Source organism: Actinoplanes sp. NPDC051388 (assembly GCF_055586225.1).
Window position 1 is genome coordinate 313,697 of sequence record NZ_JBVJIP010000011.1, and the last position, 17,379, is coordinate 331,075.

The following is a 17,379-nucleotide window of genomic DNA, read 5'->3' on the forward strand; positions in this document are numbered from 1 at the left end:
AGGCTGCAACTTTCGACCGGGGACCGCAAGTTAACGCGAGATTTCGTTAACGTAGGATTTCGGATTGCCTCTGTCAAGGGTCTTGATGTACTGCTTCACCAGGGGTGAGAGTAGACGGCACCGCAGCGTTAACCCGCGCTGATGACAACCGTCTCCCGATTACGATCCGGTTGCGGAAGTCGTCGGCCGGTTGGCCTCCGAAACTTTCGGAGACGTGCCGTGAATGGAGTGTCACCGTGACGAACCTGGACCCGACCCGTCCCTGGCAGGACACCTCGCTGTCCGCCGAGGCCCGAGCGGACGCCCTGCTGGCCGCGATGACCCTCGACGAGAAGGTCGGCCAGCTCGGCAGCCGCTGGCTCGGCAACGACATGCAGGCCGAGGTCGAGCAACCCGAGGCCGAGATCAAGGTCGCGCCGATGCAGGACGTCTTCGCGGCCTCGGGACGGGTCACCCTCGCCGAGGCGAGCCGGCACGGCCTCGGTCACCTCACCCGGGTGTACGGGAGTGTGCCGGTCACGCCCGCCGAGGGCGCGGCGGAGGTGGTCCGGCAGCACCGGATCGTGCTCGAGTCGTCCCGGCTCGGGGTTCCCGCCCTGGTGCACGAGGAGTGTTTGACCGGTTTCACCGCATACGGCGCCACGGTCTATCCGGCCGCGATCGCCTGGGGTGCGACGTTCGACCCCGCTCTGGTCGAGCGGATGGCCGCGGCGATCGGGCGGGACATGGCGGCGCTCGGCGTACACCAGGGGTTGTCTCCGGTCCTGGACGTCGTGCGGGACTATCGCTGGGGGCGGGTCGAGGAGACCATCGGCGAAGATCCCTACCTGGTCGCGATGCTGGGTTCGGCCTACGTGCGGGGCATGCAGGGCGCCGGGGTGATCGCCACGCTGAAGCACTTCGCGGGCTACTCGGCCTCGCGCGGCGCGCGCAACCACGGGCCGGTGCCGATGGGCCGCCGCGAGCTGCTCGACATCATCCTGCCGACCTTCGAGACGGCGATCGTCGAGGCCGGCGCCGGCTCGGTGATGAACTCCTACTCCGACGTGGACGGTGTCCCGGCCGGCGCCGATTCGTGGCTGCTGACCGATCTGCTGCGCGGCGAGTGGGGCTTCACCGGCACCGTGGTCTCGGACTACTGGGCGATCCCGTTCCTGGCCTCCACGCACGGGATCGCCGCGGACGAGGTCGACGCCGGGGCGCAGGCGCTGGCCGCCGGCATCGACGTCGAGCTGCCGGACACCCTGGGCTTCGGCGCCGGGCTGGCCGAGAAAGTCCGCCGCGGCGAGGTGCCCGAGGAACTGGTCGACCGGGCCGCCCGCCGGCTGCTGGTGCAGAAGGCGCAGCTCGGACTGCTCGACCCGGACTGGACGCCGGAGGGTTCGGTGACCGGCGCGGACGCGATCGACCTCGACTCCGCGGGCAACCGCGCGCTGGCCCGGGAGATGGCCGAGCGCTCGATCGTGCTGCTCGACGCGGGCACGGCGCTGCCGCTCGCCGGCAGCACCCGGAAGATCGCGGTGGTCGGGCCGGCCGCGGCCGATCCGCGCACCTTCATGGGCTGCTACGCGTTCCCGAACCACGTCCTCCCCCGGCACCCGCAGTTCGGGATGGGCATCGAGGTGCCGTCGGCGCTGGACGCGCTGCGCGCCGAGCTGCCTTCCGTGGAACTCAGTCACGCGGCCGGTTGCGACGTGCGCGACGCCGACCGCAGCGGGTTCGCGGCGGCGGTCGACGCGGCCCGGGACGCGGACCTGTGCATCGCGTTCGTCGGCGACCTGGCCGGGCTCTTCGGGCACGGCACGTCGGGCGAGGGCTGCGACGCCGAGGACCTGCGGCTGCCGGGCGTGCAACAGGACCTGCTCGACGCGTTACTGGAGACCGGGACGCCGGTCGTGGTCGTGGTGGTGTCCGGCCGGCCCTATGCGCTGGGGCCGGTGCACGGGCGGGCGGCCGGGCTGGTGCAGGCCTTCATGCCGGGCGAGGAGGGCGGGGCGGCCCTCGCCGGGGTGCTCAGCGGGCGGGTGCAGCCGGGCGGCAAGCTGCCGGTGCAGATCCCGCGGCTGGCCGGTGGGCAGCCGGGCACCTATCTGCAGCCGCCGTTGGGCGCGGACAACTCCGGGGTCAGCAACCTGGATCCGACGCCGCTGTTCCCGTTCGGGCACGGCGCCTCGTACACGACGTTCGCGGTGGAGGACCTCCGGATCAGCGACAAGGAGGTGCCCACCGACGGCGAATTCACGGTGACCGTGCGGGTGACCAACACCGGCGACCGGGCCGGCGACGAGGTGGTCCAGCTCTATCTGCACGACGTGGTGGCCCAGGTGACCCGGCCGGTGCGCCAGCTCACCGGCTTCGCCCGGATCGGGCTGGCGCCGGGCGAGGGCCGCGACGTGACGTTCCGGGTGCACGCCGACCGGACCGCGTTCACCGGCCGCGACCTGACCCGGATCGTCGAGCCGGGCGACTTCGACGTGCTGGTCGGCACGTCGGCCGGCGACCTGCCCTGCCAGGGCACGGTCCGGCTGACCGGCCCGGCCCGCACGGTGGGCCCGGACCGGCGGCTGGTCACGCCGGTCGAGACGGGCTGAGCATGCGTACGCGACCGCGCACCACCACGCTGGCTCAGGTCGCCGCGTCGGCCGGGGTGTCGGTGGCGACCGTGTCCCGGGTGCTCAACGGCCGGGCGGACGTCGGTCAGGCCACCCGGGAGCGGGTGGAGTCGCTGCTGCGCGAGCACGAGTACCGCGGCCGCAAACGGTCACCGGTGCGGCGCAGTCCGGCGGCGCCCCGGGTCGAGCTGCTGCTGCCGGACCCGCTGAACACGTACTCCATCGAGGTGATGAGCGGGATCCGGGACGGCGGCGTGCCGGTGGTGGCGGGCGCCTTCCCGGACCGCGAGACGTCGCCCGGGGCGTGGGCCCGGGATCTGGCCGCGGCCGGGCGCGAGGCGGTCATCGCGGTCGTGCACGACGTCACCGAGGAGCAGTTCCAGGCGCTGGTGCGGGCCGGGTTGCCGCTGGTGGTGGTGGATCCGGACACGGTGCCACGGCCGCACGTGCCGAGCGTCGGGTCGACCAACTTCGCCGGTGGCATGGCGGCCGCACATCACCTGCTCGGGCTCGGGCACCGGCGGATCGCGTACGTGGGCGGGCCGTCGAAGGCGGTGCACAACCAGGCCCGCGTGCACGGGTATCGGGCCGCGCTGGAGGCGGCCGGCTGCCCGCCGCCGCCGGACTTCGTGTGCCTGGGCCGCTTCACCCACTCCGACGGGCTGACCGCCGGGACCACGCTGCTCAGCCGGCCCGACCCGCCGACCGCGATCTTCGCCGGCAGCGACGAGAACGCGGCCGGCGTCATCGAGGCGGCCCGCCGGCTCGGCGTGCGGGTGCCCGAGGACCTGAGCCTGGTGGGCTTCGACGACACCCAGCTCGCCCGGTTCAGCGCGCCGCCGCTGACCACCGTGCGCCAGCCGCTGCGCGAGATGGGCCGGGTGGCGGTGCGGACCGCGCTGCGGCTGGCGGCCGGCGAGCCGCTCGACTCGCACCACGTCGAGCTGGCCACCGAGCTGGTGATCCGGCAGTCCACCGCGCCGGTCACCTGACCTTGGTCACCTGATCTTGGTCACCTGATCGACGCGCAGTCCGGCTCGTCCGGCAGCAGTGGGCGGAACAGCAGCTTGATCCGCTGGTCGCCGGCCTGCCAGCGGGTCCGATGGGTGGCGCCGCGCACGGTGTCGAGCAGTTCGTCGACGGCCTTGCCCTCCAGCACCAGGCAGGGCCAGTCCGGTCCGCCCTCCAGCGACTCCAGCGGGATCCGCAGCGGCCAGGGCCGGACGTCCGAGCGGTCGTCGCCCCACTGCTCCACCATCGCGGCGAGCCGGGTCGGCCGGTAGGGGCCGGTCTCGGTGCCGGTCGCGACGGCCGTCTTCGCCAGGTCGATGGCGCGACGCGGATCACCACCGTCGTCATCGGACGGTCCGATCAGGACGGTGCGATAGGAACCGTCGACCGAGGTGGTGCGGATCGCCAGCACGTTGGAGTCGGAGGCGGTGGTGAGCTGGTAGTGATTGCTCTGAAAGAGGTTGGCCCGCTGCGCCAGCCGGAACAGCTCGGCGATCTCGGTGTCGGTCACCGTGCGCTGCACGCCCTGGTACACCGGCCCGTCCTTCCCGACCCGCGCGACGGCCGTCCCGTCGCCGTAGATCGCGATGTCCGGCATCCGGATCCGCTCGGACCACGGCACGTACCCGCCGTCGCTGTCGACCCGAAGGACCGCCTGGTCCGCGCCGGTCGCCGGGTCCGGCGGCGGGCCGATGCCGGGGACCTGGGCACAACCGGCCGGGAACATCAGCGCGGCGATCAACGCGACGGCGCCGCGGCGGCTCATCGGATCGCCGCGCAGTCGGTCTCGTCCGGCAGCAGCGGCCGGAACATCAGCTTGACCCGTTGATCCCCGGCCTGCCAGCGGGTGTCACGGGTGGCCGCCCGCGCGGCGGCGAGCACCGGCGAGCCGGAGTCGAGCGTTTCGCACGGCCGTCTCGAGAAGCCGGACATCCGTTCCAGCGGCATCGGCAGCGGCCACGGCCGGACGTCCCCGGTCTCCTCGCTGTCCGCCACCACCACGACGGCATAGCGGGCCGGGCGGAACTCCCCCGCCTCGGCGCCGGCCCGCATCGCCGACTCGGCGAACCGCACCACCCGGCCTCGGTTACCGCGGTCCTCGACGGACGGCTGGGCGACGGAGGTCTCGAAGGTCCCGCGCGTGGACCGGACGGTGACCCCGAGGAAGTTGCCGTCGAGGACGTCGTCGCGCCGGTAGTCGTGGTTGTCGAACAGGTCCGCGCCGGCCGCCCGGTCGAACAGCTGCCGGAGCTGCTCGGCGGTGAGGGTGCGGCGGACGCCGGCATACATGAGGCCCTGGTCCTCGGCGCTGAGCACGGCCGTGCCGTCGCCGAAGACGCTGACCGTCGGGAGCGAATACCGCTCGGCGGGAGGGCCGAGAGCCGCGCTGTAGTCGACCCGCACGATCGCCGTCGACGGATCGGTGGGCGGCTGGGGCGCGGACGCGCCGCAGGCCGCGATCGCGAGGAGCGGCAGGCAGGCGCCGCCGAGCAGGAATCGCCGAATGGTCACGACACCTCGGACCCGGCTATGGGCGCGCCGGTTCCACCGTCGCCGATCCGTTACCGCTACGGGATCGAGCGCCCGTCACCGCTACGGGATCGAGCGCCCGTCACGGCTATGGGATCGAGCGCAACGTGCGGCGGCCGGCCAGCCAGGCGACCCCGGTCAGCACCAGCCACACCACCGCGGTGGCCGCGGCCACCACCCAGACCCGCGGCCAGGCCGGGAACGGCAGCGACGGCGGATCCAGCCCGGCCAGCGGCAGCGCCCAGCCGGTCAGCCCCCAGGTGAGCAGCGCGATCCCCAGCCCGGCCAGCACCGCGGCCGCGACCAGCGCCGGGTACGTCCACAGTGTCGCGTGCCGCACCGACCGCCGGGACAGCCCCTGCCCCCGCAGCACAGCCAGGTCTTCCACCCGCCGGGCCCGGTCCACGCCGGCGGTCAGCACCAGCGCGCCCGCCGCCAGCGCTGCGGCCAGCACGGCGATGAGCACGGTGAAGTCGAGCGCGAGCGCCGGGCCCTGCTGGTCGAGCGAGTCGCGCACGACGGCCGCACTCGTCTCGCCGGTCGCCTTCAGTCCCTGCGCCTCCAGCCGGGCGAGCACGTCGGCCGGCGCCCGGTCGGAGAGCCACACCTCGGAGCCCGCGGCCGGGCCGCCGTCGGCGGTGAGCCGGTCCGCGTAATCCAGGTCGACCAGGGTCGCCGGGCGGCCGGCGCCGGGCACCGCGGACACCCGGAGGGCGCGGGTGACCGGCATCGTGCGCCCGTCCAGCCCGGCGAGCCGGCTGACCGTGCCGGTGGTGGCCGCGGGCAGCGGGAAGGGCGTCGACACCGGCTGCAGCAGCAGCCGGTCGTCCTGCTGGTTGAGCACGGTCAGTTCGAGCGCGCCGCCGGCGCCCAGCGCGCTCGGCGTGGACGCCCGCCAGCCGCCCGGCGCCGCGGTGTGCACGGTGACCCGCCCGACGACGTCCTGCACGCCGCTGCCCGCCTCGACGAACGCGATCGCGTCGATCCGGCAGCCGGACCTGCAGACGTCGAGCTTGCGCGCATAGGTGTGCCGGCCCGGCCGCAGATCGCCGAGCGGCGCCTGCACCCCGCCCAGCCCCGCGGTGGAGCTCGCCACGACGCCGATGCTGACCGGCTTGTCGGGGTTGAGCCCGGTGGCCGTGACGTCGACCGAGAACTCGGCGCCGGCAATGTCGAACGGCTCGGGCGCGGCCGGGCGCAGTGCCGCGGCGGCCGCGGCCGGATCGTCGTCCGGCCAGTTGGCGACGGCGGTCAGCCGCTCGGTGTCCACGGCCAGCGCGGGCGGCGAGCCGGGATCGGTGGGCAGCCGCACCACCGCCATCGCGAACTCGCGGTCCGGGTCCACCTCGCGGACGGCGTGCAGCAGGTCCTGCCGGCCGATCGGCTCGACCGTCATCACCCGGTCCGCGCCGGTGCCCAGCTCGGCCTGCAGCGCCCGGCCGCGCATGCCGGTGTCCACCGCGCAGGCCGCCTGCACGGCGATCGCGACGGCGGCCGCGAGCAGCGCGAACATCCTGGTCGCGCCGGGCCGGCGGGAGAGCTGGAACCCGGCCAGGGCCCGGCCCGGGCGGCCGCGGCGCAGCGCGCCGCGGGAGATCCGGGTGACCACCGGCAGCACCGCCCGCGCGGCGAGCTGCGCGCACGCCACCGCGATCAGCGCGGTGGCGAAGGTGCCGACGCCGGTCAGCGTGCCGCCGGTGACGAACAGCTGCACGCCGGCGAACACGGCCAGCGCGGCGACCAGCGCCTGCACCGCGATCTGCCCGGCGAGCCGGGACACCGCGGGCGCCCGGCGCAGCAGCTCGGAGACCGGGGTGACCACCTGCCGCCACTCGGCCATCAGCGCGGTGGCCAGGGCGGCGACCGCGGCGACCGGCGCCCAGCGCAGCGAGTCGAAGCCCGGATCCGCGCCCGCGCCCGGGAGGCGCACCGCGGCGACGGCGTTGACCAGCAGCTGACCGGCGACGCAGCCGGCCACCGCGCCGGCCAGGATGGCGACCAGGTTCTCCCCGGTGGCCAGCCACCAGCGCGCGCCCCAGCGGGCACCGCGCAGCGCGACCACGGCGAGCTCCGGCCGGCGACCCTCGGTGCCGTAGCCCACCACCAGGAAGATGGTCAGGCAGCTGAGCAGGATCAGCGCGACGGCCGGCACCGGCACGATCAGGTGCGCGGCCTCCCGGCCGGTCGCGATCCGGTCGAGCAGCGTCGGGATGCCGGTCCGCACGTCGACCGGCGAGGAGAGATCGCCGACCTGGGCGGTCAGCGCGGCCAGCCCGGAACGCACCCCGGGCAGCCGGTCCACGGCCAGCGCGCCCGGACCGGCGATGCCGTTGATGGTCAGCCGGGTATTGCCGTAGTCCATCGCGGCCATCGTGGTGTCCAGCGTGAACACCGGCTCGCCGGGCCGTCCGGCATACGGCGCGAAGTAGCCCGCCGTGCCCCAGTAGACGTCGGCCGGCTCGGCCACCCGGTAGAACCCGGCCACCAGTAGCGGCTCGAAGTCGCCGTCGGGCACCCACTCGGTGACTTCGGGTGTCTTGATCAGGATCGCGTACGCCAGCGGCAGTGGCTGCCCGACCCGCAGGCCGAGCCGTTGCGCGGTGTGCTCGCCGATCACCACGTCGCCCTCGCCGCCCAGGCAGCGCCCGGCGACCATCACCAGGTGGGCGCAGGCGTCCTGGCGGTTCACCAGCAGGGTCCGCAGCGCTCTGTCGGGCTCCAGTCCGACCACCGGGAACTCGACCGCCGAGACGGCCTCGAAGCCGGGCAGCCCGAGCAGCGCCTGCCGGGCCGTCTGCAGATTTTCCTGCGGCGGGGCGCCGCCCAGCCCGCGCTGGTCGACCTGGCTCTGCTCGAGGGTGAAGCTGCGCTCGTCGGCCGGCGCGATGGCGACCTGGGCGGCGGCGATCGCCCGGTCGGTGGCGCGCAGCCAGGCCGGGGCGGCGACCGCGGCGGCGACGCCCAGCATGGTGAGCAGCGCGACCGCGAAGGCCTGGCCGCGGCGGCTCCAGACCATGGCGAGGACGAGGGCGATCATCGGCCCTCCCGGCGGATCCGGGCGACCAGCGGCCGGGCGGCGAGCAGCCCGGTCAGCGCCAGCGTGATCGCGGCGGCGAGCGCGGCCAGGCCGAGGGCGGGCAGACCGAGCGGATCGGGCGCGGCGATCAGCCGCCACCCGTCGCTGAACGGGGGCGCGGTGAGACCGTCGATCGGCACCGCCAGCACCGCGGCCAGCAGCCCGGCCAGCCAGCCGCCGGCGACCAGCGCGGCGATCCCGGCCCGGCCGGTGGCGACCGCGGCGGGCTCGCTGAGACCCTGCCGGCGCAGCGCGGTCAGCTGGGCCGCATAGGGCTCGCGATCGGCGGCCGCGGTGACCGCCACGGTGGTCGCCGCCAGCAACAGTCCGATCACGACGGTGAGCAGCCCGAACCGGGCGCCGGCCACGCTCGCCTGCTGGGCCAGCTGCTCGCCGCGGGCGGTCACGCTGCGCTCGGCGAGCACGTCCACCCCGGCGTTCTGCAGGGCGGCCACCACGGACGGCGGCGCCCCGGGCGCCAGCCACACCTCGAAGGTGCCGGTGAGCCCGGCGTCCGCGGCGGTGCGCCGGGCCACGTCCAGATCCACCATCAGCCCGGACGCGCCGAGCACCGGCAGCAGCCCGGCGTCGGCAACCACGCGGACCGGCGTGGCCGAACCGCCGAACCGGGGGGAGGTGGCGTCGTCGTACCGCCACTCCTTGGGCAGCGGGCCGGCCAGCACCACCGGCATCGGGCGGGGCGCGTCGGCCACGATCACCCGGTCGCCGGCCACCGCGGCGCCGGCCTCGGCCGGGGTGATCTTCAACCCGGCCGTGGTCATGCTGAGGTGCAGCGCGGCGCCGCCGTAGTCCGGGTACCACCGGGCCGCGTCGGCCAGCTCGGCCGGGCCGACGATCTCGGCGTCCGGGCCGCGCTGGCGCAGGTCGCGCAGGGTCACCGAGCCGGGTTCCGGTCTCGCTTCGCGGTCCCGCAGGGTGGCGAGCTGCCAGCGGACCAGCCGGCAGCCGGGCGCGGTGGCGCACGGCGGCGCGGTCGCGGTCACGGTGGACTCGCCGGTCGGAATGTCGCGGAACGTCGCCTCGACGTTCTCGCCGGTGCCCTCGTGCTGCAGCACCGCGACCAGGATGGCCGGGCGCGGCCGGTCGTTGCGCACCCGCAGTTCCAACCGGCTCGCCGTGATCAGCGGTGGCGCGGCGGGCAGCCGGGCCGCGGCGAGCGCCTCGGAGAGGGCGGTGACCGGGCCGTATTCGGGGCGCCAGTGGGCCACCGCGGCGAGCCGGGAGCTGTCCACCGCGAGCACCGGCGGGTTGCTGTTCAGGTCGACCATCACGGCCATCGCGGACCGGCCGCCCGGGTCGGCCGCGCGGACCGCCTCGAGCAGCTGGGTGCTGCTGTCCGCGTTCACCGTCAGCACCCGGTCGGCGCCGACCTCGACGGCGGTGCGGGTGGCCCGGTCGGCGGTGGCCGCGGCCAGGCTGCCGGCCGCCAGCGCGATCATCGCGACCGCGGTGGCGACCAGCGTGAACACCCGGTCGACGCCGATCTGCCGGGAGATCTGGACGGCGGCCAGGCCGGACCGGAGCCGCCCCTGCCGCAGGGCCAGGCCACCGGCCCGGTCGGTGAGCGTGCCGACCACCCGGGCCAGCACCAACGCCACGGCGAGCGCGGTCAGGGCCGGCGCGACCAGGCCCAGCCCGCTGTCCTGTCCCCCGGCCCGGGCCTGATAGACGGCGGCCACGGCGATCGCGATCAGAATTCCGTCGAGCACGTCGGCGCCCCACCCGCGGCGCTTGCCGGCCGCGCGGCTGAGCAGCACGGTGATCGGCAGCCGCAGCATCACCGCGTCCACAATGGTCAGCACGAGCATGCCGATCAGCAGCACGATCAGCACGGCGGCGAGGGAGGCGAGCAGGGCGAGCGGGACCTCCGCGCGGACCGGGCCGGAGCCGGCCAGCAGGCGGCCGCCCAACAATCCGAGCGGTGCGCCGATCAGGGCCCCGGCGAGCAGCGGCGGCAGGTGCTGCCCGGAGGTCATCCGGAGCATCCCGAGGCGGGTGTTGCCGCGCAGCTTGAGCAGGCCCATGTCGCCGCGGCGGTCGCGCAGCGTGGACCGGCCGGCCAGCCCGAGCGCGACGATGCCGAGGACCAGCACCTGGCTGAGCGCGATCAGCACGGCGAAGAGCACGTCGGTGCGGTCCTCGGCGACCTGCCGCAGCAGGTCGCGGGTCGGGTCCTCGAGCTGCACGCCCTCGGCCGCCAGATCGTCGCGCGCGCCCGCGACCACCTGGCGCAGGTTGTAGCGGTTGTCGCCGCGCAGCAGCGGCTCGGGGACGTCCAGGTCGGCGACCACGGTCGGCGAGCGCAGCTCCGGCGCGGTGAAGCCGTCGAGCGTGGTGAACATCGGGTCCAGGCCGCCGGCCGCGCGGAAGATCTCGTTGCTCCAATAGGCGCCGGCCGGATCCGCGCGGTCGTAAAGCGCGGCGACCTTGAACCGGGCCGGCGTGCCGCTGGGCGACTGCCGCACCGCGAAGTCGTCGCCGATCTCGAGCTTGAGCCGCAGCGCGGTGTCGTTGCTGACCGCCGCCTCGTCCTTCGCCGCCGGACAGGTCCCGGAGAGCCGCACGTGCTCGCAGAAGCCCTCGCGGTAGGCCACCGGCACCTCGGACGACGCGGACGCCGCGGAGACCGGGCGGTAGACCATGTCGCGGATCATGCCCAGCGTGGTGGTCGCGCCGTCGATCGGCAGCAGGCCGGGCACCGAGCGGGCGAACTCGTCGAGGGTGGTCCGCGGGTCGCCGGCGAGCTGCACCGGCTTGCTCAGCGACAGCACCTTCTGACCGGCCGGGGCGGCGGCCACATCGGAGGAGGCGACCCGGGCGGCGACCGCCAGGCCGAACCAGGGCGCGGCCACCGCGGCGGTGGTGAGCAGCGCGGCGAGCAGCAGGACCATCAGGGACTGGGCCGCACGGGACCGCACAGCCCCCATGATCACCGTGTCCATGCGTCCCCCGCCGTTCCGATCACGCCCGCCGTGAACCTACCGGTTCGGCGCCCGCGCGGACCCCGGCCGCCCAGGGAAAGCCGACTTCGAGATCTGATCGAGAGGCGTCGGTTGTGGTAGACCCGTGGCATGCGGCACTACTCGGTGGAGCTCTCCACCCCGGCGGGCGTCACCGGCACTCTGATGGCCTACGGCCACTACGGCCGGCCGGTGCTGGTCTTCCCCAGCGAGGGCGGCGGCGCCCACGAGTTCGCGAAGTTCGGCATGGTCGGCGCGGTCGAGGACCTGATCGAGGCCGGCCGGGTCAAGCTCTACTGCGCGGGCTCCTTCGACGCCGGCACCTGGTCGGCCCGGCACCTGCCACTGGAGGATCGCGCCCGCGGCCACACCCACTACGAGTCGTGGGTGCTGGACGCGGTGGTGCCGCACATCCGCGGGGACAGCGGCGACGCGGCCGAGATCGTCACGGCGGGCGTGTCGCTGGGCGCCTATCACGCGCTGAACTTCGCCTTCAAGCGCGCCGACGTCTTCCCGCTGGCGCTCTGCTTCTCCGGCAACTACGACCCGAAGACGTGGGGCGGATGGGGCGAGAGCGGCGACGCGGTCTACTTCAACAGCCCGGTCGACTACGTGGCGAACGCGCACGGCGACCACCTCGACTGGCTGCGCTCGCGGTTGTCGCTGCTGCTGGTCTGCGGCCAGGGCCAGTGGGAGGACACCACCGGCTCGCTGGCGGCCACCCGGCGGATGGCCGGCGTGCTGGCCGAGAAGGGCATCCGGCACGAGCTGGACCTGTGGGGGCACGACGTGCCGCACGACTGGCCGTCCTGGCGGGCGCAGTTCGCGCACCACCTGCCTCGCTTCGTCTGACGGCTCAGCGTCTAGAGCAGGACCTCGGCGTTGTGCAGGTGCCGGCGGGCGTCCGCGGCCGGCATCGGGCGGGCCAGCAGGTAACCCTGGGCCAGGTCGCAGCCGGCCGCGCGCAGGTGCGCCAGCTGCTCGGTGGTCTCCACGCCCTCGGCCACCACGGTGAGGCCGAGCGTGTGGCCCATCTCGGTGACCGCCCGCAGCAGCGTGCCGCGGTTGCGGTGGTCCAGGTCCAGGAACGTCTTGTCGATCTTGAGGACGTGCACCTTGAGGCGCAGCAGGGAGGCCACGGACGAATATCCGGCCCCGAAGTCGTCCATCGCCAGGCGTACCCCGAGGGATCTGATCTTTTCCAGCTCGGCGGTGACGACCTCGCTGTCCTCCAGCGCCATGCTCTCGGTGATCTCCAGCGTCAGGGCGGTGGCGGGGAGCCCGCTCTCGGCGAGGGCGGCGAGCAGGTGGGTGGTGAAGATCCCGGAGAGCAATTGGCGTACGGAGACGTTCACGGTCACCGTCAGGCCCTCGCACCCCGGCACCGACCGCCGCCAGGCCTGCACCGTGCGGCAGGCCTGGTTCAGCACCTCGCGCCCGATCTCGCGGATCAGCCCGGTCTCTTCGGCCGCCGGGATGAACTCGGCCGGCGACACCAGCCCGTCGGTCGGATGCCGCCAGCGGGCCAGCGCCTCGACCGCGACCACCCGGTCGTCGCGAAGGTCGACGATCGGCTGGTAGTACGTCTCGATCTCGCCCTGGTCGACCGCCCGGGCGAGCTGCTGCTCGAGCCGCGCCCGCCGCCGGGCCCGGTCGCGCAGGTCCCGCTGGAACAGCTCGAAGCGGGCCTTGCCGGAGGTCTTCGCGGCATACATCGCGATGTCCGCGTCGGCCAGCAGCTCGCCCGCCGAGGCCTGATCGTCGAGGTGCGCGATGCCGACGCTGGCGCTGATCCCGAGCTCCTGCCCGGCCACCCGCACCGGCTCGCGCAGCGCGTCGATGAGCCGCCGGCTGATCGCCTCGGCCGCGCCGTCGGCGCCCGCGCGCACCACCACGGCGAACTCGTCGCCGCCCAGCCGGGACACCGTGTCGCCGGCCCGCACGCAGGCCAGCAGCCGCTCGCCGGCGCGTTGCAGCAGTTCGTCGCCGGCCTGGTGGCCGAGGGTGTCGTTGACGTTCTTGAAGCCGTCCAGGTCGACCAGCAGCACCGACGGCCGGGCGCCGCCCGCGCTGATCTCCTCCTCGAGCCGGCGCACGAACAGCGCGCGGTTCGGCAGCCCGGTGAGCACGTCGTGGAACGCCCGATGGCTGAGCTGGTCCTGCAGCGCGCGGCGCTCGGACACCTCGGTGAGCAGCGCGGAGTAGGCCGACGCCAGCCGATCGCGGGTGCGCCGGCGCAGCACCACCAGCCAGCAGACGGCGAGCACGACCACCAGGGAGACGAGCACGCCGAGCGCGTTCTGGTTGTCCCGCTTGGCGTCCAGCGACTGGGCGGTGGCCTCGTAGAAGAGCTTCTCCTGCTCGTCGTACATCGCCCGGACCCGGACCTCGACCTGGGAGACCAGGGTCTTGGCGGACGCCTGGAAGGCCGGATCGCCGGTGGTCACCCGGTCCCAGGGGAAGCGGTCGAGGGCGCCGCGGATCCCGGACATCTCCTGTGCCTGCGGCGAGGAGGCCGGGAACAGGTTGACCACGATCACGCACATCCGCACCAGCAGGCCGCGGCGCAGGTCGAGGTCGGTGTCGTCGTCGCTCTCCCCCGGGTCGGTCAGCTCGAGCTTCAGGTGCAGCACGGCGACCTGCAGGTTGTGCAGGTTGGTGGCGCGCTGCTGGGCGATCGAGACGTCGGTGGTCATCCGGCCGAGCAGCACCGAGTTGCGCACCACCATGCCGAGGATCCCGCCGGTGGCGCCGACCATGACGACCACCAGCAGGATCTGCGTGGCGCGCTGCCATCGGCCGGCGGTGGACCCTCCGGTGCCGTCCGGTCGCTCGGGCATCACTGCACGTCGATGGACTTGAGGCTCCAGATCCACTGGTCCGCGTTCTTGCCCGCTTCGACCCCGTCCAGGTAGACGACGCGGGTCGGCCCGCCGCCGTCCGCGGCGAGGCCGGCGCCGTCGCCGCCGCGGGTGGCGAGCATGATGTCGCCGGCCCGCACGTCGGTGAGCGGGATGTCGACGGTGTAGTCGTCGTGCGCGGTGATGTGCAGCTTGGTCGCGCCGTCCGCGACGCCCGCCACGGTCAGCAGGTCGGCCAGCCAGACGCCGCGGAGCTCGAGGTTCTGCTTCACCCACGGCTCGTAGAGGCGGACCTGGCGCATGCCGAGACGCTCGATGGTGGTCAGGTCCAGCACCAGGGTGCCGTCCTTGTTGCCGTGGGTGATCTTGCCGGTCAGGGTCAGCACGGTCTTGCCGGACGGCGTCGGCACCTGCTGGCCGACGGTCAGCGAGGCCGCGGTGAGCTGAGTGCCCGCGTTCGCGTTGGAGGTGGCGGCCGGCGCCGCGGTCTCGGCGGACGTCTCGGCACAGCCGGCCAGGCCCAGGGTCACCATGACTACGGCGCAGAGCGCCAGCTTCGTCGAACGCATGGCCTCCTGATCGGCCGGTCACACTTCGTTCTGAGCCAAATACCCTGAGTCAGCGAGGTACGTCTTTCAGCAGCTCGTCGTAACCGGTCGTCAGCCGCGTCGAGACGTACCACGCCACACCCTCACCGACCGCGTGCCGGGTGATCGCCGGGCCACCGCCGGGATAGCGCGCGACCACCTCGGCGCCGCGCGCGTGCACGGTCTCCGCCCACAGGTCGGCGGTCCAGCCGTTGTCCAGGGTCAGCGGCCCGGCCGGCGGCACGAACTCCTCCACCCGGATGCCGAGCAGGTCGCGCAGCGCCCCCGGATAGCCGCCGGTGCGGATCCGCCCGCATTCGTCGGCCACCCCGCTGAGAAACGTGACCACCAGGCGGCCGCCGGCCGAGACCCAGGCCCGGAGCAGGTCGGCCTGATCGTCCGACATCAGGTGGTGCATCGGCAGAACCACCATCCGGTACGCGGGCAGCAGCCGCAGATCCCCGATCACGTCCACGGTCACGCCGAGCCGGCACAGCTCCCGGTGCGCCCGGAACGCCTCGTCCGCCGCGTCCAGCCCGTCCACCGGAAGCCCTGGCGCCCGCAACGCCCAGTCCGACGGCTCGTCGTGCACGATCGCGACGTCCGCTCGTACCCGGATCTGGGGTTTTGTCCGCAGAAGACCGCCCAGCTCGACCGCCTCGCGGAACACCCGGCTGTCCGGTCCCGCGTGCGGCACCAGCGCCGAGTGGAACAGCTCCGCACCCCCGCGCGGCGCCCGCCACTGGAAGTAGAGGACCCCGACCGCACCCCGGTCCACCGCGTCGAGCGCCTGCCGGGCCATCCGCCCCGGCTCCTTGGCGTGCATCCGTCCCGGCGTGTAGATCAGGTTGGGCGCGGTCTCCATCAGCATCCACTCCCCCGGACCGCCGCGCGCCCACCCGCGAGCCCGGTCGAAGGCGAACGCGGCCTGCTCCTCGGCGGCCCGGCCGGCGTCGTCCGGATAGTGGTCGATCGCCACCACGTCCACCTCGCGCGCCCACCGCGCATGATCGACCGGCACCCAGCCGCCGAGCACGAAGTTGGTGGTCACCGGAATGCCCGGAGAGGCCTCGCGCAGCAGGTCGCGCTGCTCTATATAGGCGCCCAGCAGCTCGTCGGAGGTGAACCGGCGGAAGTCGAGCACCTGGGCGGGGTTCGGCAGATAGCGCGTCGCGCGCGGCGGCAAGATCTCCCCCCACGCGGTGTAGCCCTGACTCCAGAACGTCGTGGTCCACGCGTCGTTGAGCGCGTCCAGGGTCTGGTAGCGCGCTGCGAGCCAGCGCCGGAATGCGGCCGCTGCCAGATCGCAGTGGCAGCCGGTGCCGTATTCGTTGTGCACATGCCACATGATCAGCGCGGGGTGGTCGGCGTAGCGGTCTCCCAGCGCGGCGGCGATCCTCTTGCAGGCGGCGCGGTAGACCGGCGAACTCGCACAGTAGGTGTCCCGGCTGCCGTGGCTGAGCCTTGACCCGGTCGCGTCCACGGTGAGCGTCTCGGGGCTCTGTCGCCCCAGCCAGGGCGGCGGCGATGCGGTCGGGGTGGCCAGCACGACGCCGATGTCCGCCTCCGCCATCCGGTCCATCGTCTCGTCGAGCCAGCCGAAGTCGTATTCGCCTGGTCTTGATTCCATCGTGGACCACGAGAAGACGCCGACGGTGACGGCGTTGATCTTGGCTTGGCGCATCAGCTCGACGTCCTCGCGGCGAACCTCGTCGGGCCATTGCTCGGGGTTGTAGTCGCCGCCGTAGAGGATCACTAGATTTCTCCGTCATGGAGTGGGAACACGCGCTCGTCAGTGGGAACGGGCGGCAGGGTGTGCTCGTGCACGGCGGGCCGTTCGAGGTGCGGCTGACGCTGTCGCACGAGCGGGTGTTCATGCCCGTGCACCCGCCGCTGGCCGCGCCGGACACCGCGGGGATGCTGCCCTCGTTGCGGGGGCTGCTGCGGGCCGGGCGGTATGCGGAGGCGGCTTCGGCGGTTTGCACGGCGGCCCGTGAGCAGGATCCCGCCTATGCCGCGACTGTGCCGATCGATGCGTTCGTGGGGTTGGCGACGTTGGTGGTGCGGCCTGGGGGTCGGTGCACTTCGCGGTCGGTGGACATCGGGACCGGGGTCGTGTCGGTGGGGTGGGATGGTGGTGGGCTTTCGGTGTTCGTGTCGCGGGCTGTGGATGCTGTGGTGGTGCGGCTGACCGGGTTTGATGGGACGGTTTCGCTGGAGGCGATCCCGGACGCTGACGCTGACGTCCGCGGCACCGGCGGCCGCGGGCGGCTGTGGATAGAGCGAGGAAAACGTCATACCTGGCCGGTAATTTTCAGCCCACCCAGTGCCTGGGTGGGGGAGGTGGCGGCGCCCGGGACCGGGTGCGCTGGCGCGCCCGTCGAGGCCGACGCCGCAGCGCCCGTCGAGGCCGACGCCGCAGCCCGCCGGGCGGGAGACGAAACAGCGGCGCGGGTGGTCGTCGACGATCGCAGCGACGGCACCCTCATCGTGCGCACCCTCCTGCCCGGCGAACCCGACCAGGACAGCCCCGGCACCTTCGACGATCTCCTCGCCACCCACGTCGCCATGCACGCCGACCTGATGACGCGAGTCCACCTCCACCTCGGCGACGAGAGCAACGACAGCAACGACAGCAACGACAGCAACGACAGCAACGACAGCAACGACAGCAACGACAGCAACGACAGCAACGACAGCAACGACAGCAACGACAGCAAC

General features: G+C 73.7%; 11 protein-coding genes. 4 read left to right on the plus strand and 7 right to left on the minus strand.

The window, feature by feature from the left end:
• Positions 1-236 precede the first annotated feature (236 nt).
• Positions 237-2,591 carry a glycoside hydrolase family 3 N-terminal domain-containing protein gene (locus tag ACZ6TI_RS27625; RefSeq protein ID WP_465348053.1) on the plus strand — a complete coding sequence of 785 codons (2,355 nt, stop codon included), beginning with the start codon at positions 237-239 and terminating at the stop codon, positions 2,589-2,591.
• A gap of 2 nt (positions 2,592-2,593) precedes the next feature.
• Positions 2,594-3,604 (plus strand): LacI family DNA-binding transcriptional regulator, encoded by a 1,011-nt coding sequence (locus ACZ6TI_RS27630; protein ID WP_465348054.1) that lies wholly within the window; start codon positions 2,594-2,596, stop codon positions 3,602-3,604.
• A gap of 20 nt (positions 3,605-3,624) precedes the next feature.
• Here the strand turns inward: ACZ6TI_RS27630 and ACZ6TI_RS27635 are convergent, their stop codons facing one another.
• The 4 genes from ACZ6TI_RS27635 to ACZ6TI_RS27650 all read right to left on the minus strand — a co-directional run bounded on the left by ACZ6TI_RS27635 (position 3,625) and on the right by ACZ6TI_RS27650 (position 11,168).
• Positions 3,625-4,389, minus strand: coding sequence for a hypothetical protein (locus tag ACZ6TI_RS27635; protein ID WP_465348055.1), 765 nt, complete (start codon positions 4,387-4,389; stop codon positions 3,625-3,627).
• Positions 4,386-5,135 carry a hypothetical protein gene (locus tag ACZ6TI_RS27640; protein WP_465348056.1) on the minus strand — a complete coding sequence of 250 codons (750 nt, stop codon included), beginning with the start codon at positions 5,133-5,135 and terminating at the stop codon, positions 4,386-4,388. Before ACZ6TI_RS27640 ends, ACZ6TI_RS27635 begins: the two co-directional genes overlap by 4 nt.
• A 106-nt stretch (positions 5,136-5,241) precedes the next feature.
• A complete protein-coding gene (locus ACZ6TI_RS27645) occupies positions 5,242-8,190 on the minus strand; it encodes an FtsX-like permease family protein (RefSeq protein WP_465348057.1) in 2,949 nt (982 codons plus the stop codon).
• Positions 8,187-11,168 carry an FtsX-like permease family protein gene (locus ACZ6TI_RS27650; RefSeq protein WP_465348058.1) on the minus strand — a complete coding sequence of 994 codons (2,982 nt, stop codon included), beginning with the start codon at positions 11,166-11,168 and terminating at the stop codon, positions 8,187-8,189. The genes ACZ6TI_RS27645 and ACZ6TI_RS27650 overlap by 4 nt, the downstream gene beginning before the upstream one ends.
• 153 nt (positions 11,169-11,321) lie before the next feature.
• Between ACZ6TI_RS27650 and ACZ6TI_RS27655 the strand changes: the two genes are divergently transcribed.
• Positions 11,322-12,062, plus strand: a complete 741-nt coding sequence (locus ACZ6TI_RS27655; protein WP_465348059.1) for an esterase family protein — start codon at positions 11,322-11,324, stop codon at positions 12,060-12,062.
• Positions 12,063-12,073: 11 nt separating this feature from the next.
• On the opposite strand, the gene ACZ6TI_RS27660 is transcribed toward ACZ6TI_RS27655, so the two are convergent.
• The 3 genes from ACZ6TI_RS27660 to ACZ6TI_RS27670 are packed head-to-tail and all read right to left on the minus strand — an operon-like array spanning position 12,074 to position 16,414.
• Entirely contained in the window at positions 12,074-14,050 is a 1,977-nt protein-coding gene (locus ACZ6TI_RS27660) for a putative bifunctional diguanylate cyclase/phosphodiesterase (protein ID WP_465348060.1), read from the minus strand.
• Complete coding sequence (locus ACZ6TI_RS27665) at positions 14,050-14,640, minus strand: molybdopterin-dependent oxidoreductase (RefSeq protein WP_465348061.1); 591 nt, start codon at positions 14,638-14,640, stop codon at positions 14,050-14,052. The genes ACZ6TI_RS27660 and ACZ6TI_RS27665 overlap by 1 nt, the downstream gene beginning before the upstream one ends.
• 49 nt (positions 14,641-14,689) lie before the next feature.
• On the minus strand, positions 14,690-16,414 hold the full coding sequence (locus ACZ6TI_RS27670; RefSeq protein ID WP_465348062.1) for a beta-galactosidase: 1,725 nt from the start codon (positions 16,412-16,414) through the stop codon (positions 14,690-14,692).
• A gap of 14 nt (positions 16,415-16,428) precedes the next feature.
• On the opposite strand from ACZ6TI_RS27670, the gene ACZ6TI_RS27675 reads away from it, so the two are divergent.
• The coding region (locus ACZ6TI_RS27675; RefSeq protein ID WP_465348063.1) for a glycoside hydrolase N-terminal domain-containing protein at positions 16,429-17,379 on the plus strand (951 nt) is incomplete at its 3' end.